Source organism: Bifidobacterium sp. UTCIF-1, from assembly GCF_006408915.1.
Classification (GTDB): domain Bacteria; phylum Actinomycetota; class Actinomycetes; order Actinomycetales; family Bifidobacteriaceae; genus Bifidobacterium; species Bifidobacterium reuteri.
The window spans coordinates 98023-122825 of the sequence record NZ_JFAG01000006.1 but is presented as its reverse complement, the minus strand read 5'-3'; the positions used below and the strand labels follow the sequence as shown (position 1 = coordinate 122825).

At 61.8% G+C, this 24803-nt stretch carries 18 protein-coding genes; 4 read left to right on the top strand and 14 right to left on the bottom strand.

The window, feature by feature from the left end; translation table 11 throughout:
* Positions 1-38: 38 nt before the first annotated feature.
* From BW09_RS04260 to dnaK, 7 genes are all read right to left on the bottom strand, one after another.
* A complete protein-coding gene (locus BW09_RS04260; protein ID WP_238566960.1) occupies positions 39-1103 on the bottom strand; it encodes a hypothetical protein in 1065 nt (354 codons plus the stop codon).
* Between the two features lie 176 nt (positions 1104-1279).
* A complete protein-coding gene (locus BW09_RS04255) occupies positions 1280-2029 on the bottom strand; it encodes a DedA family protein (RefSeq protein WP_044089440.1) in 750 nt (249 codons plus the stop codon).
* Between the two features lie 222 nt (positions 2030-2251).
* Positions 2252-2923, bottom strand: a complete 672-nt coding sequence (locus tag BW09_RS04250; RefSeq protein WP_140463879.1) for an HAD family phosphatase — start codon at positions 2921-2923, stop codon at positions 2252-2254.
* A 247-nt stretch (positions 2924-3170) separates the two neighbouring features.
* Entirely contained in the window at positions 3171-3755 is a 585-nt protein-coding gene (locus BW09_RS04245) for a heat shock protein transcriptional repressor HspR (protein ID WP_140463881.1), read from the bottom strand.
* 65 nt (positions 3756-3820) lie between these two features.
* Entirely contained in the window at positions 3821-4846 is a 1026-nt protein-coding gene (locus tag BW09_RS04240) for a DnaJ C-terminal domain-containing protein (RefSeq protein WP_044089443.1), read from the bottom strand.
* Positions 4847-4942: 96 nt separating this feature from the next.
* Positions 4943-5617, bottom strand: a complete 675-nt coding sequence (gene grpE, locus BW09_RS04235) for a nucleotide exchange factor GrpE (protein WP_140463883.1) — start codon at positions 5615-5617, stop codon at positions 4943-4945.
* Entirely contained in the window at positions 5617-7509 is a 1893-nt protein-coding gene (gene dnaK, locus BW09_RS04230; RefSeq protein ID WP_140463885.1) for a molecular chaperone DnaK, read from the bottom strand. Before dnaK ends, grpE begins: the two co-directional genes overlap by 1 nt.
* Before the next feature lie 404 nt (positions 7510-7913).
* Between dnaK and BW09_RS04225 the strand changes: the two genes are divergently transcribed.
* Positions 7914-9833 carry an ABC transporter ATP-binding protein gene (locus BW09_RS04225; protein WP_140463887.1) on the top strand — a complete coding sequence of 640 codons (1920 nt, stop codon included), beginning with the start codon at positions 7914-7916 and terminating at the stop codon, positions 9831-9833.
* Positions 9834-9927: 94 nt separating this feature from the next.
* Here the strand turns inward: BW09_RS04225 and ilvC (BW09_RS04220) are convergent, their stop codons facing one another.
* The 6 genes from ilvC (BW09_RS04220) to gtfA all read right to left on the bottom strand — a co-directional run bounded on the left by ilvC (BW09_RS04220) (position 9928) and on the right by gtfA (position 20214).
* Positions 9928-10980 carry a ketol-acid reductoisomerase gene (ilvC, locus tag BW09_RS04220; protein WP_094667944.1) on the bottom strand — a complete coding sequence of 351 codons (1053 nt, stop codon included), beginning with the start codon at positions 10978-10980 and terminating at the stop codon, positions 9928-9930.
* An 813-nt stretch (positions 10981-11793) separates the two neighbouring features.
* Entirely contained in the window at positions 11794-12846 is a 1053-nt protein-coding gene (ilvC, locus tag BW09_RS04215; protein WP_044089467.1) for a ketol-acid reductoisomerase, read from the bottom strand.
* A gap of 670 nt (positions 12847-13516) precedes the next feature.
* Entirely contained in the window at positions 13517-14905 is a 1389-nt protein-coding gene (locus BW09_RS04210; protein WP_181162085.1) for an MFS transporter, read from the bottom strand.
* A gap of 425 nt (positions 14906-15330) precedes the next feature.
* Positions 15331-16464, bottom strand: coding sequence for a LacI family DNA-binding transcriptional regulator (locus tag BW09_RS04205; RefSeq protein WP_140463889.1), 1134 nt, complete (start codon positions 16462-16464; stop codon positions 15331-15333).
* 154 nt (positions 16465-16618) lie between these two features.
* Positions 16619-18274: an MFS transporter gene (locus BW09_RS04200; RefSeq protein WP_140463891.1), complete on the bottom strand. Its 1656-nt coding sequence runs from the start codon at positions 18272-18274 to the stop codon at positions 16619-16621.
* A 416-nt stretch (positions 18275-18690) separates the two neighbouring features.
* On the bottom strand, positions 18691-20214 hold the full coding sequence (gene gtfA, locus BW09_RS04195) for a sucrose phosphorylase (RefSeq protein ID WP_140463893.1): 1524 nt from the start codon (positions 20212-20214) through the stop codon (positions 18691-18693).
* 641 nt (positions 20215-20855) lie between these two features.
* Here gtfA and BW09_RS04190 point away from each other — a divergent pair.
* The 3 genes from BW09_RS04190 to BW09_RS04180 are packed head-to-tail and all read left to right on the top strand — an operon-like array spanning position 20856 to position 23716.
* Positions 20856-22142: an adenylosuccinate synthase gene (locus BW09_RS04190; RefSeq protein WP_140463895.1), complete on the top strand. Its 1287-nt coding sequence runs from the start codon at positions 20856-20858 to the stop codon at positions 22140-22142.
* Between the two features lie 9 nt (positions 22143-22151).
* The gene (locus tag BW09_RS04185; protein ID WP_140463897.1) at positions 22152-23345 is read left to right on the top strand and encodes a CrcB family protein; all 1194 of its coding nucleotides are present in this window, start codon (positions 22152-22154) and stop codon (positions 23343-23345) included.
* On the top strand, positions 23345-23716 hold the full coding sequence (locus BW09_RS04180) for a CrcB family protein (protein ID WP_181161771.1): 372 nt from the start codon (positions 23345-23347) through the stop codon (positions 23714-23716). The genes BW09_RS04185 and BW09_RS04180 overlap by 1 nt, the downstream gene beginning before the upstream one ends.
* 70 nt (positions 23717-23786) lie before the next feature.
* On the opposite strand, the gene BW09_RS04175 is transcribed toward BW09_RS04180, so the two are convergent.
* The gene (locus tag BW09_RS04175; RefSeq protein ID WP_181161770.1) at positions 23787-24647 is read right to left on the bottom strand and encodes a YwqG family protein; all 861 of its coding nucleotides are present in this window, start codon (positions 24645-24647) and stop codon (positions 23787-23789) included.
* Positions 24648-24803: the final 156 nt, after the last annotated feature.

Genomic DNA, 24803 nt, shown 5'->3' with positions numbered 1-24803 from the left:
TCCTGACAAGGGGAGCCACGAATTTACGGCGCTGCATATTAGCCGCAGTCGGCTGATTCGCGGTGCAGCGTGCGCTCCACGGCGTCGGCAAGCAGCGATATGGCTTTGCGGCAGTTCTTGGGCACAGCACGGATGCCGAGCCCGTCAAGTACATCGCCGCACAGGCTGGTATTGGCGTATATTGGCCCCATCACCGGTGATACGAGATACGATTCCGCCTCGTCTATGCTGACGATGCCACGTCCGCGTGGGGCTCCTCTGGGGGCGATGCCGATCAGACGAGGGGGCGAGCACTCCCATGCCGAGAGTCGGGCCCGGTGTGCGCGTACACGCGCCAATCCCATCACCGACAACTCCACGCCGACCACTTGCATGCCATGCTGCAGTTCCGGCATCGTCTCGACGAATTCACCTTGCCCCGCATCCACGATGACCACGTCATTGGCTTCGGCGAGCGCCCGTATCACGGCCTGCACTTCCCACCATTCCGGCCGCAGACCGGTCCAGGTGTTGTATGGCAGCACGCGCACGCCCTCCCAATCGATGAGCTCGTCGTTCAGCGCCCTGCCCTCGATCTTGCCCAACGGCGCATTGATCTGGTTGAAACGCAGGCCGGATTCACGCTCCACACCGAGCAGCAGGTCAAGGCAGCCGGAATCGAAATCCGCGTCGATCAGTGCGCAGCTCCGTCCACGCTGCGAAAGCGTCATCGCCAGCATCGCAGCCGTGGTGCTCAAGCCTATGCCGCTATGGCTGGAGGTCATCGTGACGATGTTCTGCAGGACCACGTCCGTAGACGGGTCCCGGTTTGGACGGCCCGGACGGCTCGGCAGCGGCCGGCTGGTGCACGCGGCAGTCAGCGAAGGCGGCTGTGAGGATGGCGAGAAATACTGCAGGCGCGGCTGCGCACCAGCCGTGGTACGCGCGCCACGCCTGGGTTTGACGCGCGGTGATGTTGGCGCAGGCTGCGCCTGTACGGCTCCGGTTTGGGTGATTCGAGTCAGCGTAGTCGCATCCACTATGGCATCGCTGGAGGGAAGAGGCACCGCGTCAGGCAATGGCACCGCAGGCGACGCGGCGGAGGATAGTTGCATGGTAGTCATAGGGCGATTGAACAGCGGCATATATGTGCCGCACAACCCGAATCGACCTATGTGGTTCTAGCTTGCCAAGTTATCCACATTCCGGCGTGTCATCCACAGAACTTGTGGATAAAAAGAAAACCGGCCAAACATGACGTTTGACCGGTGGCATCACCTGCGAAAGACAATCGCGGGCATCACTTGTTGTCGAGGTTTTCGATGCCGGATTCCAGCGTATCCAGCTGGGAATCGGTGACTTTGACGTGCGCGCCGGTCACCGAACCGGCCTTCTTCTTGCCGAACTTGGCCTTGAACAGGCCGATGATGGTCGGGGCCAGCGAGACCAGCAGAATCAGCACGATGACAAGTTCGAAGTGATCCTGCACGGCCGGGATGTTGCCGAAGAAGTATCCGAGCAGCGTGAACAGCGTGGACCACGTCAGACCGCCGAGCACCGAGAACGGGGTGAACCGGCTCCAACGCATACCGGAAATGCCGGAAATGAACGGCATGAACGTGCGGATGAACGGGAAGAAACGGCCCAGGAACACCGCCAGCGGACCCCACTTCTCAATCATGCCCTCGGTCTTGGCCAAGCGCTCCGGGGTCAAGGCCTTCACCTTGCCGGACTGGATAATGCGACGACCGAAGAAGTGACCGATGAAGTAGTTGCACTGGTCGCCGATGATCGGAGCGCACCACACCACCGGCAGCAGGTAGAACAGCGGCAGCGCGGCCTTGCCGGTCACCGCGTCAGGAGCAGCGAACACACCGGCGGCGAACAGCAGCGAATCGCCCGGAAGGAACGGGAAGAAAACCACACCCGTTTCGATGAACACAATAAGAAAGATGAATCCGAGGGTCGGGGCCACGCCCATGGCGATCCAGCCGGCGATGGCCGCGCGCGGATCCTTCAGCAACTCAACAATAAAATGTACAAAACCCATGCTGTTCCTATGAAATATCCTATGAACCTGTATTCGCGAACAATATGCAGCGCCTCGCCCAGCCGGAATCAACCTCTTGGACACTCGCGCTGAAACCGTCAACCACCCTACCAGCAGGCCACATCAAACCTATGAGGTCCACACTAAGCCATCATTAATAACCAGCGTTGGTGTCCCGCGTCAGAAGTTCGTTGGCGAAAGACCGCCCTGACGAAGCGCGTTTCAGCCGGCGAGCCGCTGCTTCACGAAGCCATCCAGCGCGACGGCGTCGATGCCATCGTATGAATCGATGGAGGCGAACTGGCCGAGACCGGAGTTATCCGTGCGAATCCAACCGGTCTGGGCGATCAGCGTGGCACCGGATGCGGCGCCCGCCTTCAAGCCCGACGCTGAATCCTCCAGCACCACGCACTTGGGCATGTCCTCCTCGGCGATGCCGAGCTTGGCAGCGGCGGCCAGGTACGGAGCTGGATTCGGCTTGTGCTCGTACGGATCATCGCCGCAGACATAGCCGGCGAACAGCCCTTCCGACTGCTTCATGATGTTCTCGGCCATACGGCGAGGCGACGTGGTGACCAGCATCGAGGGGATGCCGGCGTCCTTCAGCGAATGCAGCACCTCGCGCACGCCGGGAATCCACGGCAGATGCGCCACTTCCGCGTTGTAGACATAGTCCTTGAGCTGCTTGTCGATCTCCTCGACGCTCAACGTGCATCCGCGCTCGATCATGTTGCGCGCCACGTTCGGCACCGGCGTGCCGGAACACAGCCAACCGAGGTCCTCGTTCCAGTCACCGCCATTGGCATGGGCGATTTCGATCTCGCCGTCATGCCAGAGCGGCTCCGAATCAATGAGTGTGCCGTCCAGATCCCAAAACACGGCCTTGAGCAGCATGGCTTCCTCCATTCGCGGGCTTTCGCAAAAGCCACAAGAGCTACATGTACTTGCTGTATTTGCTTAGTCCATTGCACCAACCGGATGGGACAGCGCGGCGTTGCGGCCCATGATGTAGGGATTCGCGCACGATGTAGGGAACCGTCCATGATGCAGGGATGCAAAACGTTGGAATAAAGCCATTTTTACCCCTTATGCCATGCAAGAATCCCATGCAAGAATCCCTACATCATGGGATTTTCCCTACTCACCAGCCCCAGAGGACCATGGATTTGGAATCGGCGGCGGCATCAGGATGAGACGCGCGCGAGCCGCCATCAGCCATTGCAAAGCTATCGCGCCCCGGCAGCTCACGGGTTTCGTGATGAATCGCGTTGCGCCACAAACGAGCGCGATTGGAGCGTTGCACTTCGACAATATTGCCGTCGCGCCCGGCCGCGAACACGCTTTCCTGATCGCCGGCCTGCATGCGCTTGACCTCGCGACGCAACTGGCGGTTCTCCTCTTCGAGTTCCAGAATGCGCGCGATGCCGGAAAGATTGATGCCCTCGTCCTGGCTCAGGCGCTGGGCATGTGCCAAGCGGGCGATATCGCGCAGGCAGTAGCGGCGGGCGCCGCCACCGGTGCGCTGCGGACGGACCAGCCCCAGACGGTCGTATTGGCGGAGGGTCTGGGGGTGGATGTTGGCCAGCTCGGCGGCCTGGCCGACAGTGAAAACGGGCAGTTCGATGTCGAAGCCGACGTCGTCGGCCCCATCAAGGTCGGCGCGACCCAGCACCAACGCGGTGGCGCACATGGCGTACAACTGCCGAATCTGATTGACTCGCGCCATGATGCGCCTCCTATTGATTGTTGTGTTGCTGTGTGTACTTCGTGCGCGGACGGCGACCATGCGGGTCAGGCGAGGTAGTCGCCGGCCTTTTCGTCAAATTCCTTGGCGACGTGCTTGAGCATGAGCCCCGGCTTGGCGGGAACCATAATCTGCACACGGCCGATCAGGTCGCCCGTCTCGCTTCCACGCTTGACGCCAAGCCCTGCAAGCTTGACTTCAGCACCGGAGCTGGAGCCCGCAGGCACCTTGAATGTGACCGGATTGCCGTCGATGTCCTTGGCCTCGACTTTGGCACCGGCCACAGCCTGACCGACGGTCACCGGCAGATCCATGACAATGTCATGACCGCGCATGGAGTAAGTGTCGTCCGGCTTGACGGTGACATGCAGGTACAGGTCGCCCGCATGACCGCCGTTGATGCCCGGCTTGCCCTTGCCTGCCAGCTTGATCTTCTGACCGTCCTTGACGCCCGCAGGCACATGGGCCTTGAACTTCTTGCCATCGACGGACAGGGACACGGTCGCGCCCTTGACCGCCTGGCGCAGCGTCAGGCTGATCTTGGAGTTGCGGTCCTCGCCGTTCTCGGGGCGCGGCGCCTCCTCATACCCGTAGCCACCGGCGTTACCGTACGGCGACTGGCCGCCGAATTGTGCGCCAGCGCCCTGACCGGCGGCGCCACCGAACATGGAGAAGATATCGTTCAGGTTCGGATTGCCGCCGCCCGACGTGGAGAAGCGAATACGCGAACCATTGCCGCCCATGCCCGACGCATTGCCGAACATGGAGCCGAAAATGTCGGAGAAGCCGGAGGCGTCAAAGCCGCCCGAACCGGAGCCACCTGCGAAGCGGGCACCGCCCATGCCGAACTGGCGAATCGCATCGTACTTCTGGCGTTCGTTCTTGTTGCTCAGCACGTCATACGCTTCGGAGATGTCCTTGAACTTCTCCTCGGCTTCCTTGGTCTTGTTCAGATCAGGATGGTACTTGCGGGCCAGCTTGCGGTAGGCCTTGGTGATTTCGGCTTCAGTAGCGTCCTTGGAGACACCAAGGACTTTGTAGAAGTCTTTGTTCAGCCATTCATTCTCAGCCATTCATGTCTCCTTTCGTAAAAGTCTGTATTAGTGAAGTGCTTAGTGCTTTAGGAAGCACTAAGCACTGTGGATGTGTTTGAGTCGCCTGAGCGGGGATCAGTTGTGGGGAGAGGCTACTACCACGCGGGCGGCGCGGATGACGCGGTCGCCGATGCGGTAGCCGGCCTCGACCACGGTATCGACAGTTTCCTTCTCGGCAGAGTCATCCGGCTTGTGCAGGATGGCCTCGTGCTTGGTGGGGTCGAAATCCTCGCCCTTTTCGCCGAACTTCTCGACGCCGAACTTCTCGAACGCCTTGTCGATCTTGGTGGCGACAGCCTTGAACGAATCGTCCATCTCGCTGTGTTCGCGGATGCGATCGATATCGTCCAATGCCGGCAGCAGCGCGGTCAGCACGTCGATGATGCCGTGCTGGCGGAAGCGCTCCTGTTCTTTCTGCGCGCGATTGCGGTAGTTGATGAACTCCGCGCGTTCGCGTTGCAGCGCCTCAAGGTAGTCGGCTGCCTCCTTCTTGGCCTTGCCAAGCGGAGTGAGGGTATCGCTGTCGGCCGGCTTCTTGTCGTCTGTCGGGGTCTCTCCCTCAGTCGCGGCATTCGCCGCGCCAGCTCCCTCATCAGAGGGAGCCGAAGTGGCAGAGTCGGCCGGCTTCTCTCCCTCAGTCGCAGCATTCGCCTCCTCGGCTCCCTCGTCAGAGGGAGCCGAGGAGGCGGCGGCCAGATCGTCTGCGTTGGGCAGGTCGTTCAGGTAGTCGTCCTTATTGAAGTCGGACATCACTTGTTGTCCTTGTCGTCATCGTCGTCCACGACCTCGGCCTCGACGGTGTCATCGTCAGAGGAAGAGGAGGCGGAGCCGGCGGACGCGCCAGCGGCACCGGCTGCACCAGCGCCGGCTGCGGCGCCTTCAGCGCCCTGCTGGGCGTACAGCACCTGGCCGATCTTCTGGGCGGCGGTCATCAGCTCGGTCTGCGCGGTCTTGACCTTCTCGACGTCGTCACCCTTCAGGGATTCCTTCAGAGCGTTGACCTTGTCGGTGACTTCCTTGACGATGTCGTCGGAGAGCTTCTCCTTGTTGTCGTTGACGAGCTTCTCAGTGCTGTAGGCGAACGCCTCGGCCTGGTTGCGGGTCTCGGCATCCTCCTTGCGCTTCTTGTCCTCGGCCTCGTGAGCCTCGGCCTCCTTGACCATGCGGTCGATCTCGTCCTTCGGCAAGCCGGAACCACCGGTGATGGTCATCGACTGCTCCTTGCCGGTGCCCTTGTCCTTGGCGGACACGTGCACGATGCCGTTGGCGTCGATGTCGAAGGTGACCTCGATCTGCGGGACGCCACGCGGAGCCGGAGCGATGCCGGTCAGCTCGAAGGTGCCCAGCGGCTTGTTGTCGCGGGCGAACTCACGCTCACCCTGGTAGACCTGGATCAGCACGGACGGCTGGTTGTCCTCGGCGGTGGAGAAGACCTCGGAACGCTTGGTCGGAATGGCGGTGTTGCGGTCGATGAGCTTGGTCATGATGCCACCCTTGGTCTCGATGCCGAGGGACAGCGGGGTCACATCGATCAGCAGGACGTCCTTGCGGTCGCCCTTGATGACGCCGGACTGCACGGCGGCGCCGACAGCCACGACCTCATCCGGGTTCACGGACTGGTTCGCTTCCTTACCGCCGGTCAGCTCCTTGACGAGCTCCTTGACGGCGGGCATACGGGTGGAACCACCGACGAGCACGACGTGGTCGATGTCGGACACGGAGATGCCGGCGTCGTGCAGCACGTTGTTGAACGGGGTGCGGCAACGGCCGAGCAGGTCGGAGGTCATTTCCTCGAAGTGCGCACGGGTCAGGGTCTCGTCCAGATGCACCGGTGTGCCGTCAGGGGTCATGGCCAGATACTGCATGGAGATGCTGGTGCTGGTGGAGGAGGACAGTTCCTTCTTCGCCTGCTCAGCGGCTTCCTTCAGACGCTGCAGCGCAATCTTGTCCTTGCTCAGGTCAACGCCGTACTTATTCTTGACTTCGGAGACCAGCCAATCGATGATCTTCTGATCCCAGTCATCGCCACCGAGGTGGTTGTCGCCGTTCGTGGCCTGCACCTGAATGGTGGAGAAGCCGTCGTCGTCCTTGCCGATCTCCAGCAGGGAGACATCGAAGGTGCCGCCACCGAGGTCGAAGACCAGGATGCGCTCGTCTTCCTTGCCCTTCTCAAGGCCGTAAGCCAGAGCGGCCGCGGTCGGCTCGTTGATGATACGCAGGACGTTCAGGCCTGCGATCTTGCCGGCGTCCTTGGTGGCCTGACGCTGGGCATCGTTGAAGTATGCCGGGCAGGTGATGACGGCGTCGGTGACCGGCTCGCCGAGGTAGGCCTCGGCGTCCCTCTTCAGCTTCATCAGAATCTGAGCGGAAATCTCCTGCGGGGTCCACTTCTTGCCGTCGATCTCGACGGTCCAATCGGTGCCCATGTGACGCTTGACGGAAGAAATGGTGCGCTCAACGTTGGTCACTGCCTGACGCTTGGCGACTTCGCCGACGAGGATCTCGCCGGACTTGGAGAATGCCACCACGGACGGCGTGGTGCGGGCGCCCTCGGCGTTCACGATGACGGTGGGCTCGCCGCCTTCCAGCGTTGCGATGCAAGAATTCGTAGTACCCAAATCGATACCAACTGCACGTGCCATAATGTGTGCTCCTTTTGTTCTTGTTATTCGTTCTTACGTTCTTCGCTCAAGTTCCTCGGGGAATCGTTCTGCGGATTCCCGGTCGGTTCTCGAACCTTCCAAACTTGAGCCTACATCACTCAACTTCCCGAAGGCAAGTTCTATTCCCAAATTCCCCACAAAAAGTTGAGCGTGTCGCACTCAGGTTTTGAGCGGCGGCAGCGATGTTCCATCAGAGGGGCCAGAAAAAGCACAGTCAATTCCGCTGACAGCCCATTCCGCAAGCAACAGACAACACTGAAACGCGCCCGCTGCGCACCTCGCCGTGCGCCTCGACACAACACTACTAAACCGGTTTTTCTTTTGCATGATTCTTCGATACGCTTGATACGGCATCGCACGCCACGACGTTCAAAGAGGATCTCATGCCCATCGGCAATACCAAGCAAACCAGCGGCCCAACCCCGCGCACCACGGACCATGGCCCAGCGAACCATAGCACCACGGACCACAGTCCAGCGGACCACGGCACCGCCGCGCACACCGCCTCACGCACAGCGGACGTACCACCGGACACGCCCTGGTCGTTCACCGAATACATCAACACCTACCGCAAGCACGCAGGCCACCCCGTGCACATCCTGCTGAGTTTCTTCCGCGGCTCCGGCCGACAGCTCACCGTCGCCACGCTCGCGCTGGTCGCCAAGCAGTCGCCGTGCTGGGTGCTGCCGATCGTCACCAGCAACATCATCAACATCATCACCTATCGTGACCAGCACAACCTCAACGAACTGTGGATCAACCTCATCGTCGCGTTCGTATTCATCTCGCAGAACGTGCTGAGCACCTGGACCGTGGCGCTGCAGCTCGGGCGTGTCAACCGCAACATCGAGCGCAAACTGCGCGGCAGCCTCATCGTCAAGCTGCAGCAGCTGTCCATCCGATTCCATAACGAGACGCAGTCGGGGCGACTGCTCTCGAAAGTCATGCGCGACGTCGAAAACGTCGAAGTGCTTATCGACCAGACATACCGCAACCTGCCGATCATCGCGCTCGACATCACCATCGCCGTCGTGGTCACGGCCATGCACAGCCCGACCGTACTGCTGTTCTTCCTGCTCACCGTACCGGCCGCCGTCATCGCGATCTACGCATTCCGCAAGCCGATCCGCGAACCGAACCGCGACTTCCGCTCCCAGATGGAGCAGACGCAGGCCGCCGTGGCCGAAATGCTCGAGATGATTCCGGTCACACGCGCGCATGGCCTGCAGAACGTCGAGATCGACCATATGAGCAAGCGGCTCAACTACATCCACGACACCGGCCTGCGGCTCGACGTGGTCAATGCGCTGTTCGGCTCGACCGGCTGGGTGCTGTTCCAGCTGTTCCAGCTCGGCTGCCTGGCCTTCACCTCATACCTCGCGCTGAACGGGCGCATCCCGATCGGCGACGTGGTGCTGTTCCAAACGTATTTCGCCCAGATCGTCAACTCGATTTCGGCGCTGATCAACATGTATCCGATCATGACCAAGGGCATGGAGTCGATGTCGTCGATCGGCGAGATCCTGCAGGAGAACGACGTGGAGCACAATACGCGCGACGTGGAGCCCTCGCAGTTGCGCGGCGACGTCGAATACCGCAACGTGAACTTCCGCTATAGTCCCGATTATCCGCTCGTACTGCATGATTTCTCACTCAAAGTGCCGGCCGGGCAGTCGCTGGCGTTCGTGGGCGATTCCGGCTCGGGCAAGTCCACGTTGCTCAAGCTGCTGATCGGCTTCGGCGAGCCGGAAAGCGGCTCGGTATTGGTCGACGGCATCGATCTGAAGGATATGGATCTGGACGCCTACCGCCGGCAGATCGCGGTCGTGCCGCAGAACACGATCCTGTTCTCCGGTACGCTGCGCGACAACATTGCGTACGGACTGGGCCATGTCAGCGACGAGCAGGTCGAGCAGGTGGTACGCGAGGTCGGCCTGGACGATGTCGTCGCCGCGCTGCCCAATGGCCTGGATACGCAGCTCGGCGAGCATGGCGGCACCCTGTCGGGCGGGCAGCGCCAGCGCATCGCGATCGCCCGGGCGCTGATTCGCAAGCCGCGCATCATCATCTTCGACGAGGCGACCAGCGCGCTCGATTCCGCTTCCGAAAAACAGGTGCAGCACGCCATCGAGCATATGATGGGCCAATGCACCACGTTCATGGTGGCGCATCGCCTGTCCACGATCCGCAACGCCGACCGCATCGTGGTGATGGAGCATGGGGCCATCGTCGAGGAAGGCACCTATGACGAGCTGATGGCCGCGCGTGGCAAGTTCTACCAGCTCAAGCGCATGCAGGAGTAGCCGCGTAGCCGCATGTGGGCGAATAAAAAGGGGCCGCTCCCTGATGCATCGGAGTTGCATCGGAGCGGCCGCCCTTATCGCGCTTTAGCCTCGCTCACTGGACCTGGGCGCGAGCGATCTTGCCGGTGAAGGAGTTGGCCTCGTCGGCGTCCTTCACACCGTCCTTGTTCCAGGAGAACATGGCGCGCAGCTTCGGGCCGACGGTCTCGATGCGCTCGTTGGAGTACTTCTCCTGCAGCTCCTTGAAGTGCGGGGCGCCGGCGTCCTGATCGTCGATGAACTCCTTGGCGAAGGAGCCGTCCTGAATGCGCTGGAGGTGGTACTCCATGCGCTTGCGGCAGTCCTCGTTGATGACGGTGTTGGTGTAGTCGCCGTACTGGGCGGTGTCGGAGCAGGACCAACGAGCCTTGTTCAGGCCGCCTTCGTTCATCAGGTCGACGAGCATCTTGAGCTCGTGGCAGACCTCGAAGTAGGCGATCTCCGGCTGGTAGCCGGCGTCGGTGAGGACCTCGAAGCCCATCTCAACGAGCTTGTTCACGCCGCCCATGAGCACGTTCTGCTCGCCGAACAGATCGGTCTCGGTCTCCTCCTTGAACGTGGTCTTGATGGCACCGGCGCGCAGAGCGCCCAGGGCCTTGGCGTAGGCGAGGGTCAGCGCCCAGCCGTCGCCGCGCGGATCCTGCTCGACGGCCACGACCACCGGGACGCCACGGCCGGCGGCGTACTCACGACGCACGATGTGGCCCGGGCCCTTCGGAGCGACCATGAACACCGGATGGTCCTCGGTCGGCTTGATGTAGCCGTAGTGGATGTTGAAGCCGTGGGCGAAGGCGACGGCCGCGCCCGGCTTGATGTTGGGCTCGATGTCGTTGGCCCAAATCGTGCGCTGGTACTGGTCGGGGGCGAGGATCATGATGACGTCGGCCTCGGCGGCGGCCTCGGGCACGGACTTGACTTCGAGGCCCTGCTCCTTGGCGAACTCGACCGACTTGGAGGTCGGGCGAAGACCGACGACCACGTCGACACCCGAGTCGCGCAGGTTCAGCGCGTGGGCGTGGCCCTGGGAGCCGTAACCGATGATGGCGACCTTCTTGCCGTCGAGCACGGAGAGGTCAGCGTCGTTGTCATACCAGATTTGTGCAGCCATGTAAGCACTCCTTGTACTGCTGGCGCACCGGCCCGGAAACTTGCGGCCGGTATGCGGTTGTGTTGTGGTGGTTGCGCGTATGCGGTTGTGCATAGATGCGCGTTTGGGGCGTCCGAGCCAAACCCGGACTGTCTCAAGCGTGGCGGGTGTCGCCTTGTGGGCGCGACTCGCAAAACTGAGGTCTATCCTATCGAGAATCCGGCGGTTTCCCGCCGCCGTCCCACAACGTGAGCTGGGTCACGAATCGACTTTTGCGCGATTATGGACAATGTCTTACAGTTCGGACGATTCGCGCTAGAACGATACGAGATGCCGTACCACGCCAGTGCACAATACGGGAAAATGCAGCCGCGTGGCACGGCACCCCATAGCCCACCACGCCAATCCGCCAAAATATGCGCCACAGCAGCGCAGTAGGGAGTAATTATGCGCTGGCGTGGCACACTCCCCTGCCACACCAGCGCAGGAAGGCCGAAATTGAATCGCCGTGGCACGGAGAAAATGATCCATCGCATTGTTACTCGAACAGGGAGCTCGGCGTCGCATAATGCGCGCAGACACAGCCGGTCACAACTCCAACACGCACTACGCAGCCGCGTCCGCCGATACGAAAAGCCGCCATCCCATTGCGGAATGGCGGCTTTTCATTGCAATCACGCTAGCGTCCCGCCAGAACTGCGTTGACAACATGACTACCCCTCAGTCCCGCTTCGCGAGACAGCTCCCCTGACAAGGGGAGCCGGGAAATACGGTCAACGAATTTCTGACGCAGGATACTAGGCGAGAGCAGACTCGCGACTTACGCGGTTAAAATCACTGAACCTGAGTACGAGCGATCTTGCCGTTGAAGGACTCGGCCTCGTCCTGATCCTTGGCCTCGGCGTTGTTCCAGGAGAACATGGCACGCAGCTTCGGGCCGACGGTCTCGAGGTGCGGGTGGGAGTACTCCTCCTGCAGCTTCTTGAACTTCGGGGCGCCAGCGGCCTGGTCGTCCATGAACTCCTTGGCGAAGGAGCCGTCCTGAATGCGCTTGAGCTGGTACTGCATGCGCTTCTTGGTCTCCTCGGTGATGACCGTGGAGGTGTAGTCGCCGTACTGAGCGGTGTCGGAGCAAGACCAACGAGCCTTGTTCAGACCGCCCTCGTTGGCGAGGTCGACGAGCATCTTCAGCTCGTGGAACACCTCGAAGTAGGCGATCTCCGGCTGGTAGCCAGCCTCGGTCAGCACGTCGAAGCCCATGTCGCACAGGTGGTTGATGCCGCCCATGAGGACATCCTGCTCGCCGAACAGATCGGTCTCGGTCTCCTCGGTGAAGGTGGTCTTGATGGCGCCGGCGCGCAGAGCGCCGAGAGCCTTGGCGTAAGCCAGGCACAGCGGCCAGGTCTTGCCGTCCGGGTCCTGCTCGACAGCGACCACGACCGGGACGCCACGGCCGGCGGCGTACTCACGACGCACGATGTGGCCCGGGCCCTTCGGGGCAACCATGAACACCGGGTGATCCTCGGAAGGCTTGATGTAGCCGTAGTGGATGTTGAAGCCGTGGGCGAAGGCCAGGGCGGCGCCCGGCTTCAGGTTCGGCTCAACGTCCTTCTTGTAGACGGCGGCCTGGTACTGATCAGGCAGAAGGATCATGACGACGTCGGCCTCAGCGACGGCTTCCGGGACGGACTTGACTTCCAGGCCCTGCTCCTTGGCGAACTCCACGGACTTGGAGGTAGGACGCAGGCCGACGACCACGTCGACACCGGAATCACGCAGGTTCAGCGCGTGAGCGTGACCCTGAGAGCCGTAGCCCAGGATGGCGACCTTCTTGCCATCGAACACGGACAGATCGGCGTCCTTCTCGTACCAGATAGTTGCTGCCATTTTTGGCGCTCCTTTATATCTATTGTTGATTTATGGGTTGAGTATCAATGTGTTCTGCTGTGGCGCAGAACCCTACGTGGTTTTTCCTTGTGGGCTTTTCCGAGAGTTAGGTTTAGTCCTGCACCTTCGGAAAAGCTGTGCAAGGGTTCACTACGTGGGATGAATTTTCAGTTATGGATTTTCAGTTATGAAAGACGGTTATGAATGCGGGAATCGTTGCGCAAAGTCGGGCGTCTCTCCCAGTCAGCTCCGCCGACTTACCAGGCTCCCCTTGTCAGGGGAGCTGGCACCGAAGGTGCCTGAGGGGTAGTACACGAGGAGCAATACAAACAACAATCAAGCAATCCAGCTAGTCTCTCCCCCAGTCAGCTCCGCTGACAGCCCGTCCTGCAATAAGGGACGCGCTACGCGCGGCAGTCTGCTGGCTCGCCTGTCGGCTCGCACGTTGCCTACAAACAGCTCCGCTGTTTGCTTCACGGCAACGTCCCATCAGAGGGGGCCAAGAAAGCACAGTCAACTCCGGAGCAGAGCCGGAAACCAGCCGTGGATTTCACTTGGTGAAATCCACGTCCGTGCTGGGCCGTCAAGCAGAAGCCCAGTGGGCTTCTGTAGGCCCAGTGAGCGATTGCAACCGACAGGCAATCGCGAAGCCGAAGGATAGCCGTGGATTTCACTTGGTGAAATCCACGTCCTTGGTTTCCTTGCACGTCAGCACGGAGACCAGGCAGCACACGGCCATCACACCGAGGTAGAGGCCCACGGAGTGGACGCCCCAGTTGTGGGACAGCCAGGTGGCGATGGTCGGCACGAAGGCGGCACCCACGATGGCGGCCAGGTTGTAGCCGATGCCGGAGCCGGAGTAGCGCACGTTGGCGTCGAACAGCTCAGGCAGGAAGGCACCGATCGGGCCGAAGGCGATGCCCATCAGCGCGAAGCCAATGCACAGGAAGGCCATGTTGGCGGCGAAGTTCTTCTGGCCCACGAGCTGACCGTCCAGCAGGAACGGGAAGAGCAGAGCGAAGACCACGAGCGCGCAGGAGGAGAAAGTGAGCACGCGACGGCGGCCGAGCTTATCCGCGTACAGGCAGGAGAGCACGATGAACAGGGCGAACACGCAGATGGAGATCATGAGCATGAGCAGGTACTCCTGGTTGGTGAAGCCCAGGTTGCCGCCGCCGTTCTCGGTGTCCTTGGTGCCCCATGCGAGGGACCAGGTGGCGAGCGTGTAGAACAGCGTGTAGGTCACGGCCACAAGGAAGGTGGCCTGCAGCACCTGACGCCAGGACTTGCGGAACACTTCGGTCAGCGGGGACTTGACGACCTTCTTCTGGGCCTGTGCCATACGGAAGACCGGGGTCTCCTCCATGTGCACGCGGACGACGAGTCCGACGATCACCAGCACTGCGGAGAGCAGGAACGGCACACGCCAGCCCCAGGAGAGCATGGCGGCCTGGTCGTTGAAGGATTCAAGGACGAAGTAGGTGCCGTTGGACAGGAAGAAGCCGATCGGGGCGCCCAGCTCCGGGAAGGAGCCGTAGAGCGCGCGCTTGTCTTCAGGCGCGTTCTCGGTGGCCACCAGAGCGGCGCCGGACCATTCGCCGCCCAGACCGATGCCCTGGATGAAGCGCAGGAGACACAGGATGGCGACGGCGAACACGCCGGCCTGCTCATAGGTGGGCAGGCAGCCGATGAGGAAGGTGCCCACACCCATGGTCATGAGGCTGACGACCAGCGTGGTCTTGCGACCCATGCGGTCGCCGAAGTGGCCGAACACCAGCGAGCCCAGCGGGCGGGCGATGAACGCGATGGCGAAGGTCAGAAGGCTCATCAGCAGGGCGACGGTCGGGTTGGCCTTGTCGGAGAAGAAGATGTGCGGGAAGTAGTTCGCCGCGGCGGTACCGTAGGCGTAGAAGTCATAGAATTCGATGGCGGTGCCGACCATGGATGCGGCGATTACGGTCTTGACCGAATCGCGAACCATGGCAGCGGCCTTGCCAGCCGCTTCGCTTGCTGCACCGGCGGTCTGCTCCAAGCCGGTCTCTTCGAGAGCTGCAGTCATTATTGCTCCTGTTGGTTCTCACCCTGCATCATCACAAACCTCGCGAGGGTGAAGTGTTTCACGTTGCTGTATTGGGTTGTTGCTGTTATCGTCCGCTGGAGTTCCATTTCGCGGGGATTGTCGTAAGCCTTGTGAGCGCAACAAAAAAGCCCCGCACATTGCAGGGCCATCACCGATTGTGTCGGTATCCTCAGCCCTGCCTTCGTTGACGGGGCTTCAAGCATCATGCCGAATTAGTCCGCCAGCGAAGACGGGCTAATAATTCGTGCGGATACAAACGCAGAAGCATTGAATCCAGTCATCGCGTGGCCTCCTTTCGGTGTTACTCGGGTTCGTTCGACCCGAACTGAAACTAGAAGATAGGTTCGTCAGCCCCATCAATCCAGCAGGGGTTCACATAATGAACATCGCATCATGAACATCGGCTACCGGGTGGTTTCGCCGGGGATGAAGGTCACGGGGATGACCACGCCCGGTTCCGCAGATCGGTTCGCCGGCTCGGCAGCATCGTCTTGTTCGACACCAGCGGCGCCGGTGACATTGGCGGCGCCGGCAGCATCGGCGACCACCAAGGAATCCACCGAGGAATCCGCCGACTCCCCGCGCCGCTCCCGCTTGGATGTATCGAAAGCCTCGATCTGCTGGTCCATCTGTTCGGCGAGCGCCGCGGCGATGGCCGGGAAATCCTGACGGACGACGGTGAGTTTCTTGCCGGCGAGATCGGCGGCAAGCGTGCCGTCATAGGCGATGATCTGCAAATCGCCGGGTACTGCGATGCCTCTGCGACCGGCTTCCTGCAATGCCACGGATGCCACCACATCGGAGCCGATGATGGCGTCCACATCCGGATAGCGCTCGAAAAAAGCGGCTGCTGTGGCTTCATGGGCCACGACGTCGGTGACGGACCCGGCCTCCACATAATCGCAGGCGATGCCGGCCTCCGCCAGCATATGCTCCACGGTGAGGTGATAGCGGACCGTGGGGAACGTCATGCTCTGCGTGAACTGGGAGCGCGGGCCGCCGACGAGCACCGCGTGACGCACGCCGGAATCGATCAGCTGTCGCGCGATCATATGGCCGCCGGCCTCATGGTCGGAGTGGACGGCGGGTATGCCGGTGCCGAGAATGCGATCGAACGCTACGATCGGCCTGCGGATGGACGTCCAGTAATCCGGCTGGTGTTCGGTGTGTGCGGCCATGATGATGCCGTCCATCATGTGCCGTTGCAGCATGTTCACGTATTCGCTCTCGCCGGTGGCGACATCGGCGGTGGAGCAGAGCATCGTCTTCAATCCCCGCTTGGCGAGCTCGCGCTGCATATGCGCGGTGAGTGTGGCGAAGAACGGATGGAGGATGGTCGGCACGATGATGCCGATGGTATTGGTGCGATTGCGGTACAGGTTGCGCGCCAGCTCATTGGGAATGTAGTTGAGCTGATGCATGGCCGCCTCGACCCTGGCACGCATGTCATCCGACACGTATCCCGCGTTGTTGACCACCAGCGACACCGTACTGACGGACACCCCCGCCTGCTTGGCTACGTCGCGCATACCTACCATTGTTCGCCTCCATCGGTTCATTCATCGCCCTGCGCATCGCGTCAATCACCCTACGATACGCAAGCGGGGGCGTGCATCTGCTGCACACCCCCGCATTGTTCGCACTGAAACACCAGTGTACTCGAACCGGTTTTACGATTATGGATTATTCGGATTATTCCTTGTCCCCGGCTCCGCGCAGCGTCACGATGCCGGCCAACAGCACCATCACGATAGCCGAGGGGAACAGCAGGTAATAGCCGAAGGAATGCGAGAACGCATTGACCAGAATGGCGCCGATGATGGCCGCGAGCGCCAATCCCGCGGAATTGGCGAGCGCGTAGACGCCGAGGTCGCGCCCGGCAGTGCGCGGGTCGGGTAGCGAATCCATCACCATTTCGAGGCCGAGCGCATCGTACAGGCCGAACGCGAAGCCGGAGATCAGCGCGAACAGCAGCATGCCATTCTCGCGCGCGGCACCGGTGGACCATGCGCCAAGACCCCACGCCAACGCCAAGCCGACCGCATACGTCAGGCATGCGGCGGCCACCACCACGGGCGTGGCGATGCCACGCGACTCAATCGCCTCGGAAATCGGCGCCGCCGACCAGGAGGCGAGCGCGGCACCGATCAGCGTGGCTACCGCCATGCCGGCGATCAGGAAGCCTGCGGGAATGGTCAGCGGCGCGGACGTGAACAGCACCGGCTTGCCGTACACCCAGAAGCGCACCAGATACCACAGGAACACACTGGTCAGTCCCACGCCGGCCATCATGCAGGTGCGGGCCGTGAACGCCAAGGCGAAGGCGGGGGATCCAGCCGGCGGACGCAGCTGGTCAAGGACTTCACCGCTGCTGAATCGCCTGCGCGGCATCTCCTCGCTGGAGGGTTCGCGCGGCAGAATCAGCGCCGCGGCGATGCCGGAAATCGCAAACACCCAGGCAATCGCCTTGAACGGCGCGGACGAACCGAACATCACACCGAATGCGCCGACCAGCACGCCCAGCGTCTGCGCCAGCATCACCCCGATGCCATGCCACCGTTCGATGCGCGGACGGAACTTGTCCGGCACACGTTCGCTGATGGCGGCGGCCAGCGGCGCGGACAGCATCGCGTAGGCGAACTGCATCATCGCCCAGAAGAAGCACAGTACCACCATGCTGGTGTCCTGTCCCAGAATCAGCGTGATCAGCGCGCACAGCAATCCGCCGGCCACCATCCACGGCGTGCGGCGGCCAAGCGGGGTGCGCGTGCGATCGGACAGCGCGGAGACCAGCGGCGTGAACAGGGCGGCGGCCACCACACCGACAATCACCAGCACCGCCAACGGCATGGCCAGTTCGGTGGCCACAGGGAAGGGGCGTCCGGTGGCAGGGTTGATGACGACCTCCAGCATGGCGGTGTCATAGTGGAAAAGCCTGGCCACCGCATTGGGCATGGCGATGGTGTTGAGCGCCACCCATGGGGTGCCGACCAGCATCGAGGCCGCGAAAAAGCCCCAGTTGAGTCGGCTGACCTCGCGCGCGCCCGGCTTTTCGCCGTTGGCTGCGACTACGGGGTCGCGCATGTCGAGATACGCGGACGCCATGTCGGGCGCGGGGGCGTCCACGCTGGCCGCTGCGGCTGCGGCTGCGGCAGACGAGGCCACGGAAGCGGGGGCGGCTGTCACCAGGCGCACGGCCTGGGCTTCCGGCTGATCGGCGGACGCCTCGGGCGGAAGACGATTGCTCTTGATGGCCAGTCGCGCCACCGCCGCCTTGTCTTCGGGGCTGAGGGCCTTGTCCAAGTCCGGGCGATCGTCGATTCCCGGACGCACATATGGGTTCAGCATGGCTTGTTCCTTCTTCTGCTCGTGTTCTGGCTCGTGTCTTGGCTCGTGCTTCTGCTTTGCTCGTCCGCGGTATCGTACGATGCACGATTGCTCCTGCGGCACGGGCCTCCCATGCAAAAACCGCCCGCACGCACTGGCTTCAGTGCACTGCGGACGGTTTGCTTTCCATGAACATAGTGTACGCCGGGAGCGCTACTTGACTCCCTTGATCTGCATGATGAGGAAGGCGGCGATCAGCACCACCCAACAACACCACCCACAACACCCAGCAACACCCAGCGCAAGAAATCCGGGACGAACGGGATTATTATCCAGATTTCTTGCGCCAACGAATGCGCCAACGAATGGAAGGACAGCAAATACAATCAACGAACTAATGGCGCAGCATACTAGAACCCCAATGGGAACCGATGCGACTAGCGGCTCACCACTGGCGGGTTGTTGAGGAGGTCGTGGGTCTCGTGGTCGCCGGCGGCGTCGGTCCACGCGAGACTTGCAACCGGGGTGGTGTTGTCAACGCCAAGTCCGCGGCCGGGCTCGAACGTGAGCTCCGCCCGGCTGCCGCCATCGGCCGCAGCCCAGCGGAAGGTGATGGACGTGTCGCCATCGGCCTCATAGCTGAACTCGCCGTCGAACGCGGGCAGTTCGTTGCGGAATCGAGCCAGCGCGTTCAGCGCGCGCACCACCGGACGCTCGAGGTTCTCGTCGATTTCGGCGACGGAGTAATAGTGGCGGTTGATGTCGCGGCCGTTATTCGTCTTGCGCAGCAGCTCCATATCGTTGCGGCCTGCGAGCGCACCGACGTAGTAGACCTGCGGCACGCCGGGCAGGAAGAACTGCACGGCGCGGGCGGCCAGATAATGCTGGTCGTTGCAGCCGAGCGCGGAATAATACGTGGAATTCACCTGGTAGAGGTCGAGGTTCGACGCGGCGGCACCGGTGGCGGCCTGCGACTCGCCGTGGGTGTTGGCGTGAATGGTCTTGACCATGTTGTCCACATCCTCGTCGGGCACAAGGCCCTTCAGGGAGCGGTCGAGCTGGTCGGAGCCGATGTCGATGACGCCGATGCCGTCGTGCGTGTCGAGCACGGTGACGGCGTTGTTCGGGCGGATCTCGGTCCAGTGGGCCACCGGCTCCACGTGTCCGGTGAACAGGGAGTGCAGGAGCAGCGGCGGCAGCGCGAAGTCGTAGACGCGGTCGACCTTGGAGGCGATCTCCACCTGCTTCTTGTAGTAGCTGTGCACCTCGATGAGGATCTCAAGTCCGCGCTTGACGCCCTCCTCGCGCAGGCGGGAGATGAGCTTGAAGGTCTTCGGGGTCATGAAGCAGCTGGTGCCGGCTTCCTTGGCGCCGTAGCCGACGGCGTCGAGACGGATATAGCTCACGTGGCTGGCGGCCATCTGGTCGAAGATGGACATCAGGTATTCCCAGCCCTTGTCGGAGTCGGTGTCGATATCCACCTGCTGCGGGGTGAAGCTGACCCACACCAGTCGTGTCTTGCCGGCGAACTTGTAGTGGGTGAATGGCAGGCCCGGACGCGGACGGTAGATGCCGGCGAGGTCCTCCTCGGTGGCGCCGTTCGGGAACACGGAGCTCATGGTGAGGAACATCGGGTAGTACTCGGATTCCTCGCCCTTGGCCAACACGTCCTGGAATTGCGCGGATTCCCAGCTCATGTGATTGACGATGGCGTCGACCATGATGTCGTGGGTCTTGGAGAGCTCGGCGACGTCGCCCCAGGAGCCGAGACGGGAATCGACTTTGGTGTGGTCGATCGGGTCGAAACCAGCGTCCGCGCCATCGTACGGGGTGAAGAACGGCAGGATGTGGACGCCATTGTAGACGCCGGCGAAGCGGGTGCGCAGAACGTCGGTCATGCCGGCGATGGTGCCGCCGCCGAGGCGATCCGCGTACGTGATCAGCTGGACTTTGTTTTTCATGGGCAACTCCTGTGTTGTGCAGTGACACTCTGTATCGAACCGGTTCGATACTATCGACGGATGCAACCCGCAGTCCAATCGAATGGCGTGTCGAACGGGTTTGAGATTGGCGTTCAATTCGACGACCGAGACAAGCCTCGCGATGGACATAAGAAACCACGCCCGAATAGGAAGACGGAGGTCGTGGAGGAAACATCCGACGGCTCCGACGCCGGACGTTCGTGTTACTGGGGTCACCGATCACCAATGTCGAAACTCAGCCGTCGATGGCGGTCGATTGCCACCGGCGCCGGCGGGGCGACCGATGTCGCAACCATCGGCGCCAATGCGCGGCAACAAGCGGCGCCGATATGCCACGTCGTAAGTACGTTGATTAATTCACTATCCCTCAGCCCCACCCCCGCAAAGCAGGACTGAGGGGTAGTCTCGTGCAGCACACGAAATCACGAACGCAGGCCACTTGCGGGCGAACCGGCTGAGCAACGTCATACGACCGTCTCCCGCGTGACGTCCGAATAGCAACGAAACAATGGAACATGCCGCGCCCAGGGTAGAGGCCGTACGGTAACCTAGTCCCCGGCGGAAACGTACAAACTTCTTGTGCGCAACCCATTGCGCAACGTGCTAGCGGGGAGGCAGGCATGCCTGGAATTGTTCTTATTGGCGCCCAGTGGGGCGATGAGGGTAAAGGCAAGGCGACCGATCTGATCGGCACCAAGGTGGACTATGTGGCCCGCTTCAACGGCGGCAACAATGCCGGCCATAGCGTCGTGGTCGGCAACGAATCGTACGCACTGCACCTGCTGCCCTCCGGCATAATCAACCCGAATCTGACCCCGGTGATCGGCAATGGCGTGGTGGTCGATCCCGAGGTGCTGTTCCAGGAGATCGACGGCCTTGAGGCCCGCGGCATCGACTGCTCGCATCTGAAGGTGAGCGAGGCCGCGCACATCATCGCCCCTTACCACCGCACGCTCGACAAGGTCACCGAGCGCTTCCTCGGCAAGCATAAGATCGGCACCACCGGCCGTGGCATCGGCCCGGCCTACGCGGACAAGATCAACCGCGTCGGCATCCGCGTGCACGACCTGTTCAACGCGCAGCACCTGCACGACAAGGTCGAGGCCAGCCTGCACCAGAAGAACCAGATGCTGGTCAAGCTGTACAACCGTCGCCCGATTGACGTGGACCAGACCACCGACGAGCTCCTGAAGCTCGGAGAACGCCTCAAGCCGTACGTGGCCAACACCGGCTTGATTCTGAACAAGGCGCTGGACGAGGGCAAGACCGTGCTGTTCGAGGGCGCGCAGGCCACCATGCTCGACGTGGACCACGGCACCTATCCGTTCGTCACCTCCTCCAACCCGACCGCCGGCGGCGCCTGCACCGGCACTGGCGTCGGCCCCACCAAGATCACCCGCGTGGTAGGCGTCTCCAAGGCGTACGTGACGCGCGTGGGCGAGGGCCCGTTCCCCACAGAACTGTTCGACGAGTCCGGCGAATGGCTGCGCCAGCAGGGCCACGAATTCGGCGTGACCACCGGCCGTCCGCGTCGCTGCGGCTGGTTCGACGCCGTGGTGAACCGTTACGCCTCCCAGGTCAACGGCCTGACCGACATCGTGCTCACCAAGCTTGACGTGCTCACCGGCCTCAAGGAGATTCCGATCTGCGTGGCCTATGACGTGGACGGAGAGCGCTACGACGACATGCCCACCGATCAGGCCGCATTCGCCGCCGCCAAGCCTATCTACGAGACCATGCCCGGCTGGGATGAGGACATCTCCTCCTGCCACACGTTCGACGAGCTGCCCGCCACCTGCCAGGCCTATGTGAAGCGTCTGGAGGAGATCAGCAACTGCCGTATCTCCGCGATCGGCACCGGTCCGCAGCGCGATCACATCATTTCCATCCACTCGCTGATCGACTGATTTCCACTCATGGCCGAATCGACCCGAGCGGACGGTGTATCGGAACCGCAGCCCAATACGATGGAGATTTCGGCGGCTCAGGTGCGCGCGCAGTCCACGCCGGTGCCGCAGGGGGCCGCTGCGGCCGCCAATCCGCCGCAGATTCCGCTCGCGCCGATGAAGAAGATCCAGGCCCGCTTCAATCCGCTGGCGGACATTATGGTCTATTGCGTTGTGTTCCTAGGCGGTGCGCTCGGCACTGCCATGCGCTACGGATTGAGCTTGGCACTCCCGCCGACCGCCCAGTCGCAAGGATTCTGGCAATCCTTCCATGTCCCGACGTTCACGGCGAACATGGCCGCCTGCTTCATTTTCGCCGGCCTGTCCGCGTATCTCTCGCAGGCGATCTGGATGCGCAAACGCACGCGTCAACTCGCTTCGCGCGGGTTCGGCATGGGCATGTGCGGCGGGTTCTCGACATTGTCCGCACTAGCCATCGAGGAGCTGCTGTCGCTGCAGGATGGCCACGTCCTCGGCGCGGTGTTCTATCTGCTGGCCAGCTTCGCCGGCGGCCTGATCGTCGCCGCATGCGGCACCAAACTGGGTCTCATGCTGACCGCCAGCAGAACAGGACGCATTGCCGCCGAGGCCTTGCAACGCCAGCAGTCGCAAGGCGGTTCGGGGCGTCACGTCACAGTCGGCGAGACGGTGATTGTGGCTGACGCCGGAAGCACCGGGATGCCGGCCGGCGGATTCAACGCTGGTGCAGCCGACGGATTCAGCGCGGAATCGCACATGGATACGGTCATTGGCGGCGCTGGTGCTTCCAGTGCAACCAATGCAACCCGTACTGTTGGCGCAACTGGCGAAGCTGACACCGGTGTCAGTGCCATTGCCGATGCTGGCACCGGTGCTGATACCAGCGGAGTCGCGAATACCGCTGGCACTGCGTTCTCTGCGCAGTCGGCGGTGGATGCGCCCGCCATGCTTGGCGCATCCGCTGTTTCACCTCAAGCTTCGGAGACGGAACCGGCGGCGGCTTCCGTCTCCACCGCCACTGACGCCACGGGTCTTACCGCATCGCCCTATGTGCCATCGACGGCGGCCACCTCGTCCGTTCCAGCTTCATCGGCTTCTTACGCCATGAGGCCGTCCTTTGAACCGGCACCCATCACCGACGAAATCCCCCTTACCGGAGACCCGACCACAGGGGAGGCCCACTGATGACGTTCATACTGGTGTGCCTGTGCGGCGGCTTGGGTGCCACCGCACGATTCGTGGTGAACACCTCCATTCAGCAGAAATGGAAGCGGCTGTTCCCGTTGTCCACGTTCGTCATCAATGTGGTCGCCACGTTCTGCGCAGGACTGGCGGCCGCCGCCTACGCCCATCAAGTGGTGCCGGAATCGACGTATCTGCTGTTCGTCACCGGATTCCTGGGCGGTTTCTCCACGTTCTCCACGGCGATCAACGAGATGGTCACATTGATTCGCGGACGGCACTTCGGCACGGCACTGATCTATGTGCTGGCCACCATCGTGGTGCCAGTGCTCTGCGTCACCGCCGGCTGGCTCGTCGGCAGCCTGTCGCACTGACCGATCTCTGAGAATCGGCCCCAGCACTAGTGGTCGATTCTCAGAGACAATCTCCTCGAGCCCAATTACTTCAGAGGCAATCCCACGTGTAGAGCACATGGGAGAAATCGAGCTGTTCGAGGTCATTGCGGCGGATGAGGAAGTTCGCGCATCCTGAGTCGCCCCACATCAGCACGTCATCGTAGCTGTCGACCTTCAGCAGCACCAGTTCGTCGTCGTAATCCGCACGCACATCAGACTGGGTGAAGACCGGGTAGCCACCCACCTGAATCCATGACGCGGCGGACTCAGCGGACATGCGGTCGACGACCGCCTGCTCCACATCGCCCAGAACGCTCTCGGCCTCGGCGACCATCTCGGAGTCGAACTGGTTGATGACGCGTTCATACGCCGGATCGAACTCATCACATTCGTTGTTCACAGCCTCTTCGATATGCTCGGCATGCAAGGCGCAGCCGTGGAAATCCTTGTCGAACGGCGTGAATATGTTTCGATCCGGATCTCTGACGATATGCGGAAGCGTCACCACCTCATCAGAGGCGAGAACCTCCGGAACCGTTGGAATATAACGCACACAACGATTACCGTTTTCTGCCTCGCTGTCGTAATCTGCGGACAGATCGCATCCGTACAAGCTATCCGTGCCTATGAGGAACTGCAGTAACCCCTGCGTGGGATACCCAGGGAGATCCAGATCCGAGCAACGAATCTGCGCAAGCGGATACAACGGGGAGCCGTCCTCCGCCGTGACCGGGACGCCACCCGGCGACCAATACGAATCCCCTCCGAGGAAGCTTCCCAGAAGGTCCGGCTTCACGGATTCTTCCGGCACGAATGCGACGGCAGGCTTGCGCGTATCGAACGTTATGCGCCGCACAATCTCCTCCACCAACGCCTGAGCGGTGTTGTCGTTGTCATCTTCTGTTGCCATGCGGCCCTCCATCATCTTCTTTGATACTGTCGTTAGCCAATACGTCAACAATACAGTGGTTTGTCTCGCTAATAACTGAGGATTTTGGCTTCGCGTCTCTCCCCCCAGTCAGCTTCGCTGACAGCCCGTCCCGCAAGTACAGACGCGCTGCGCGCG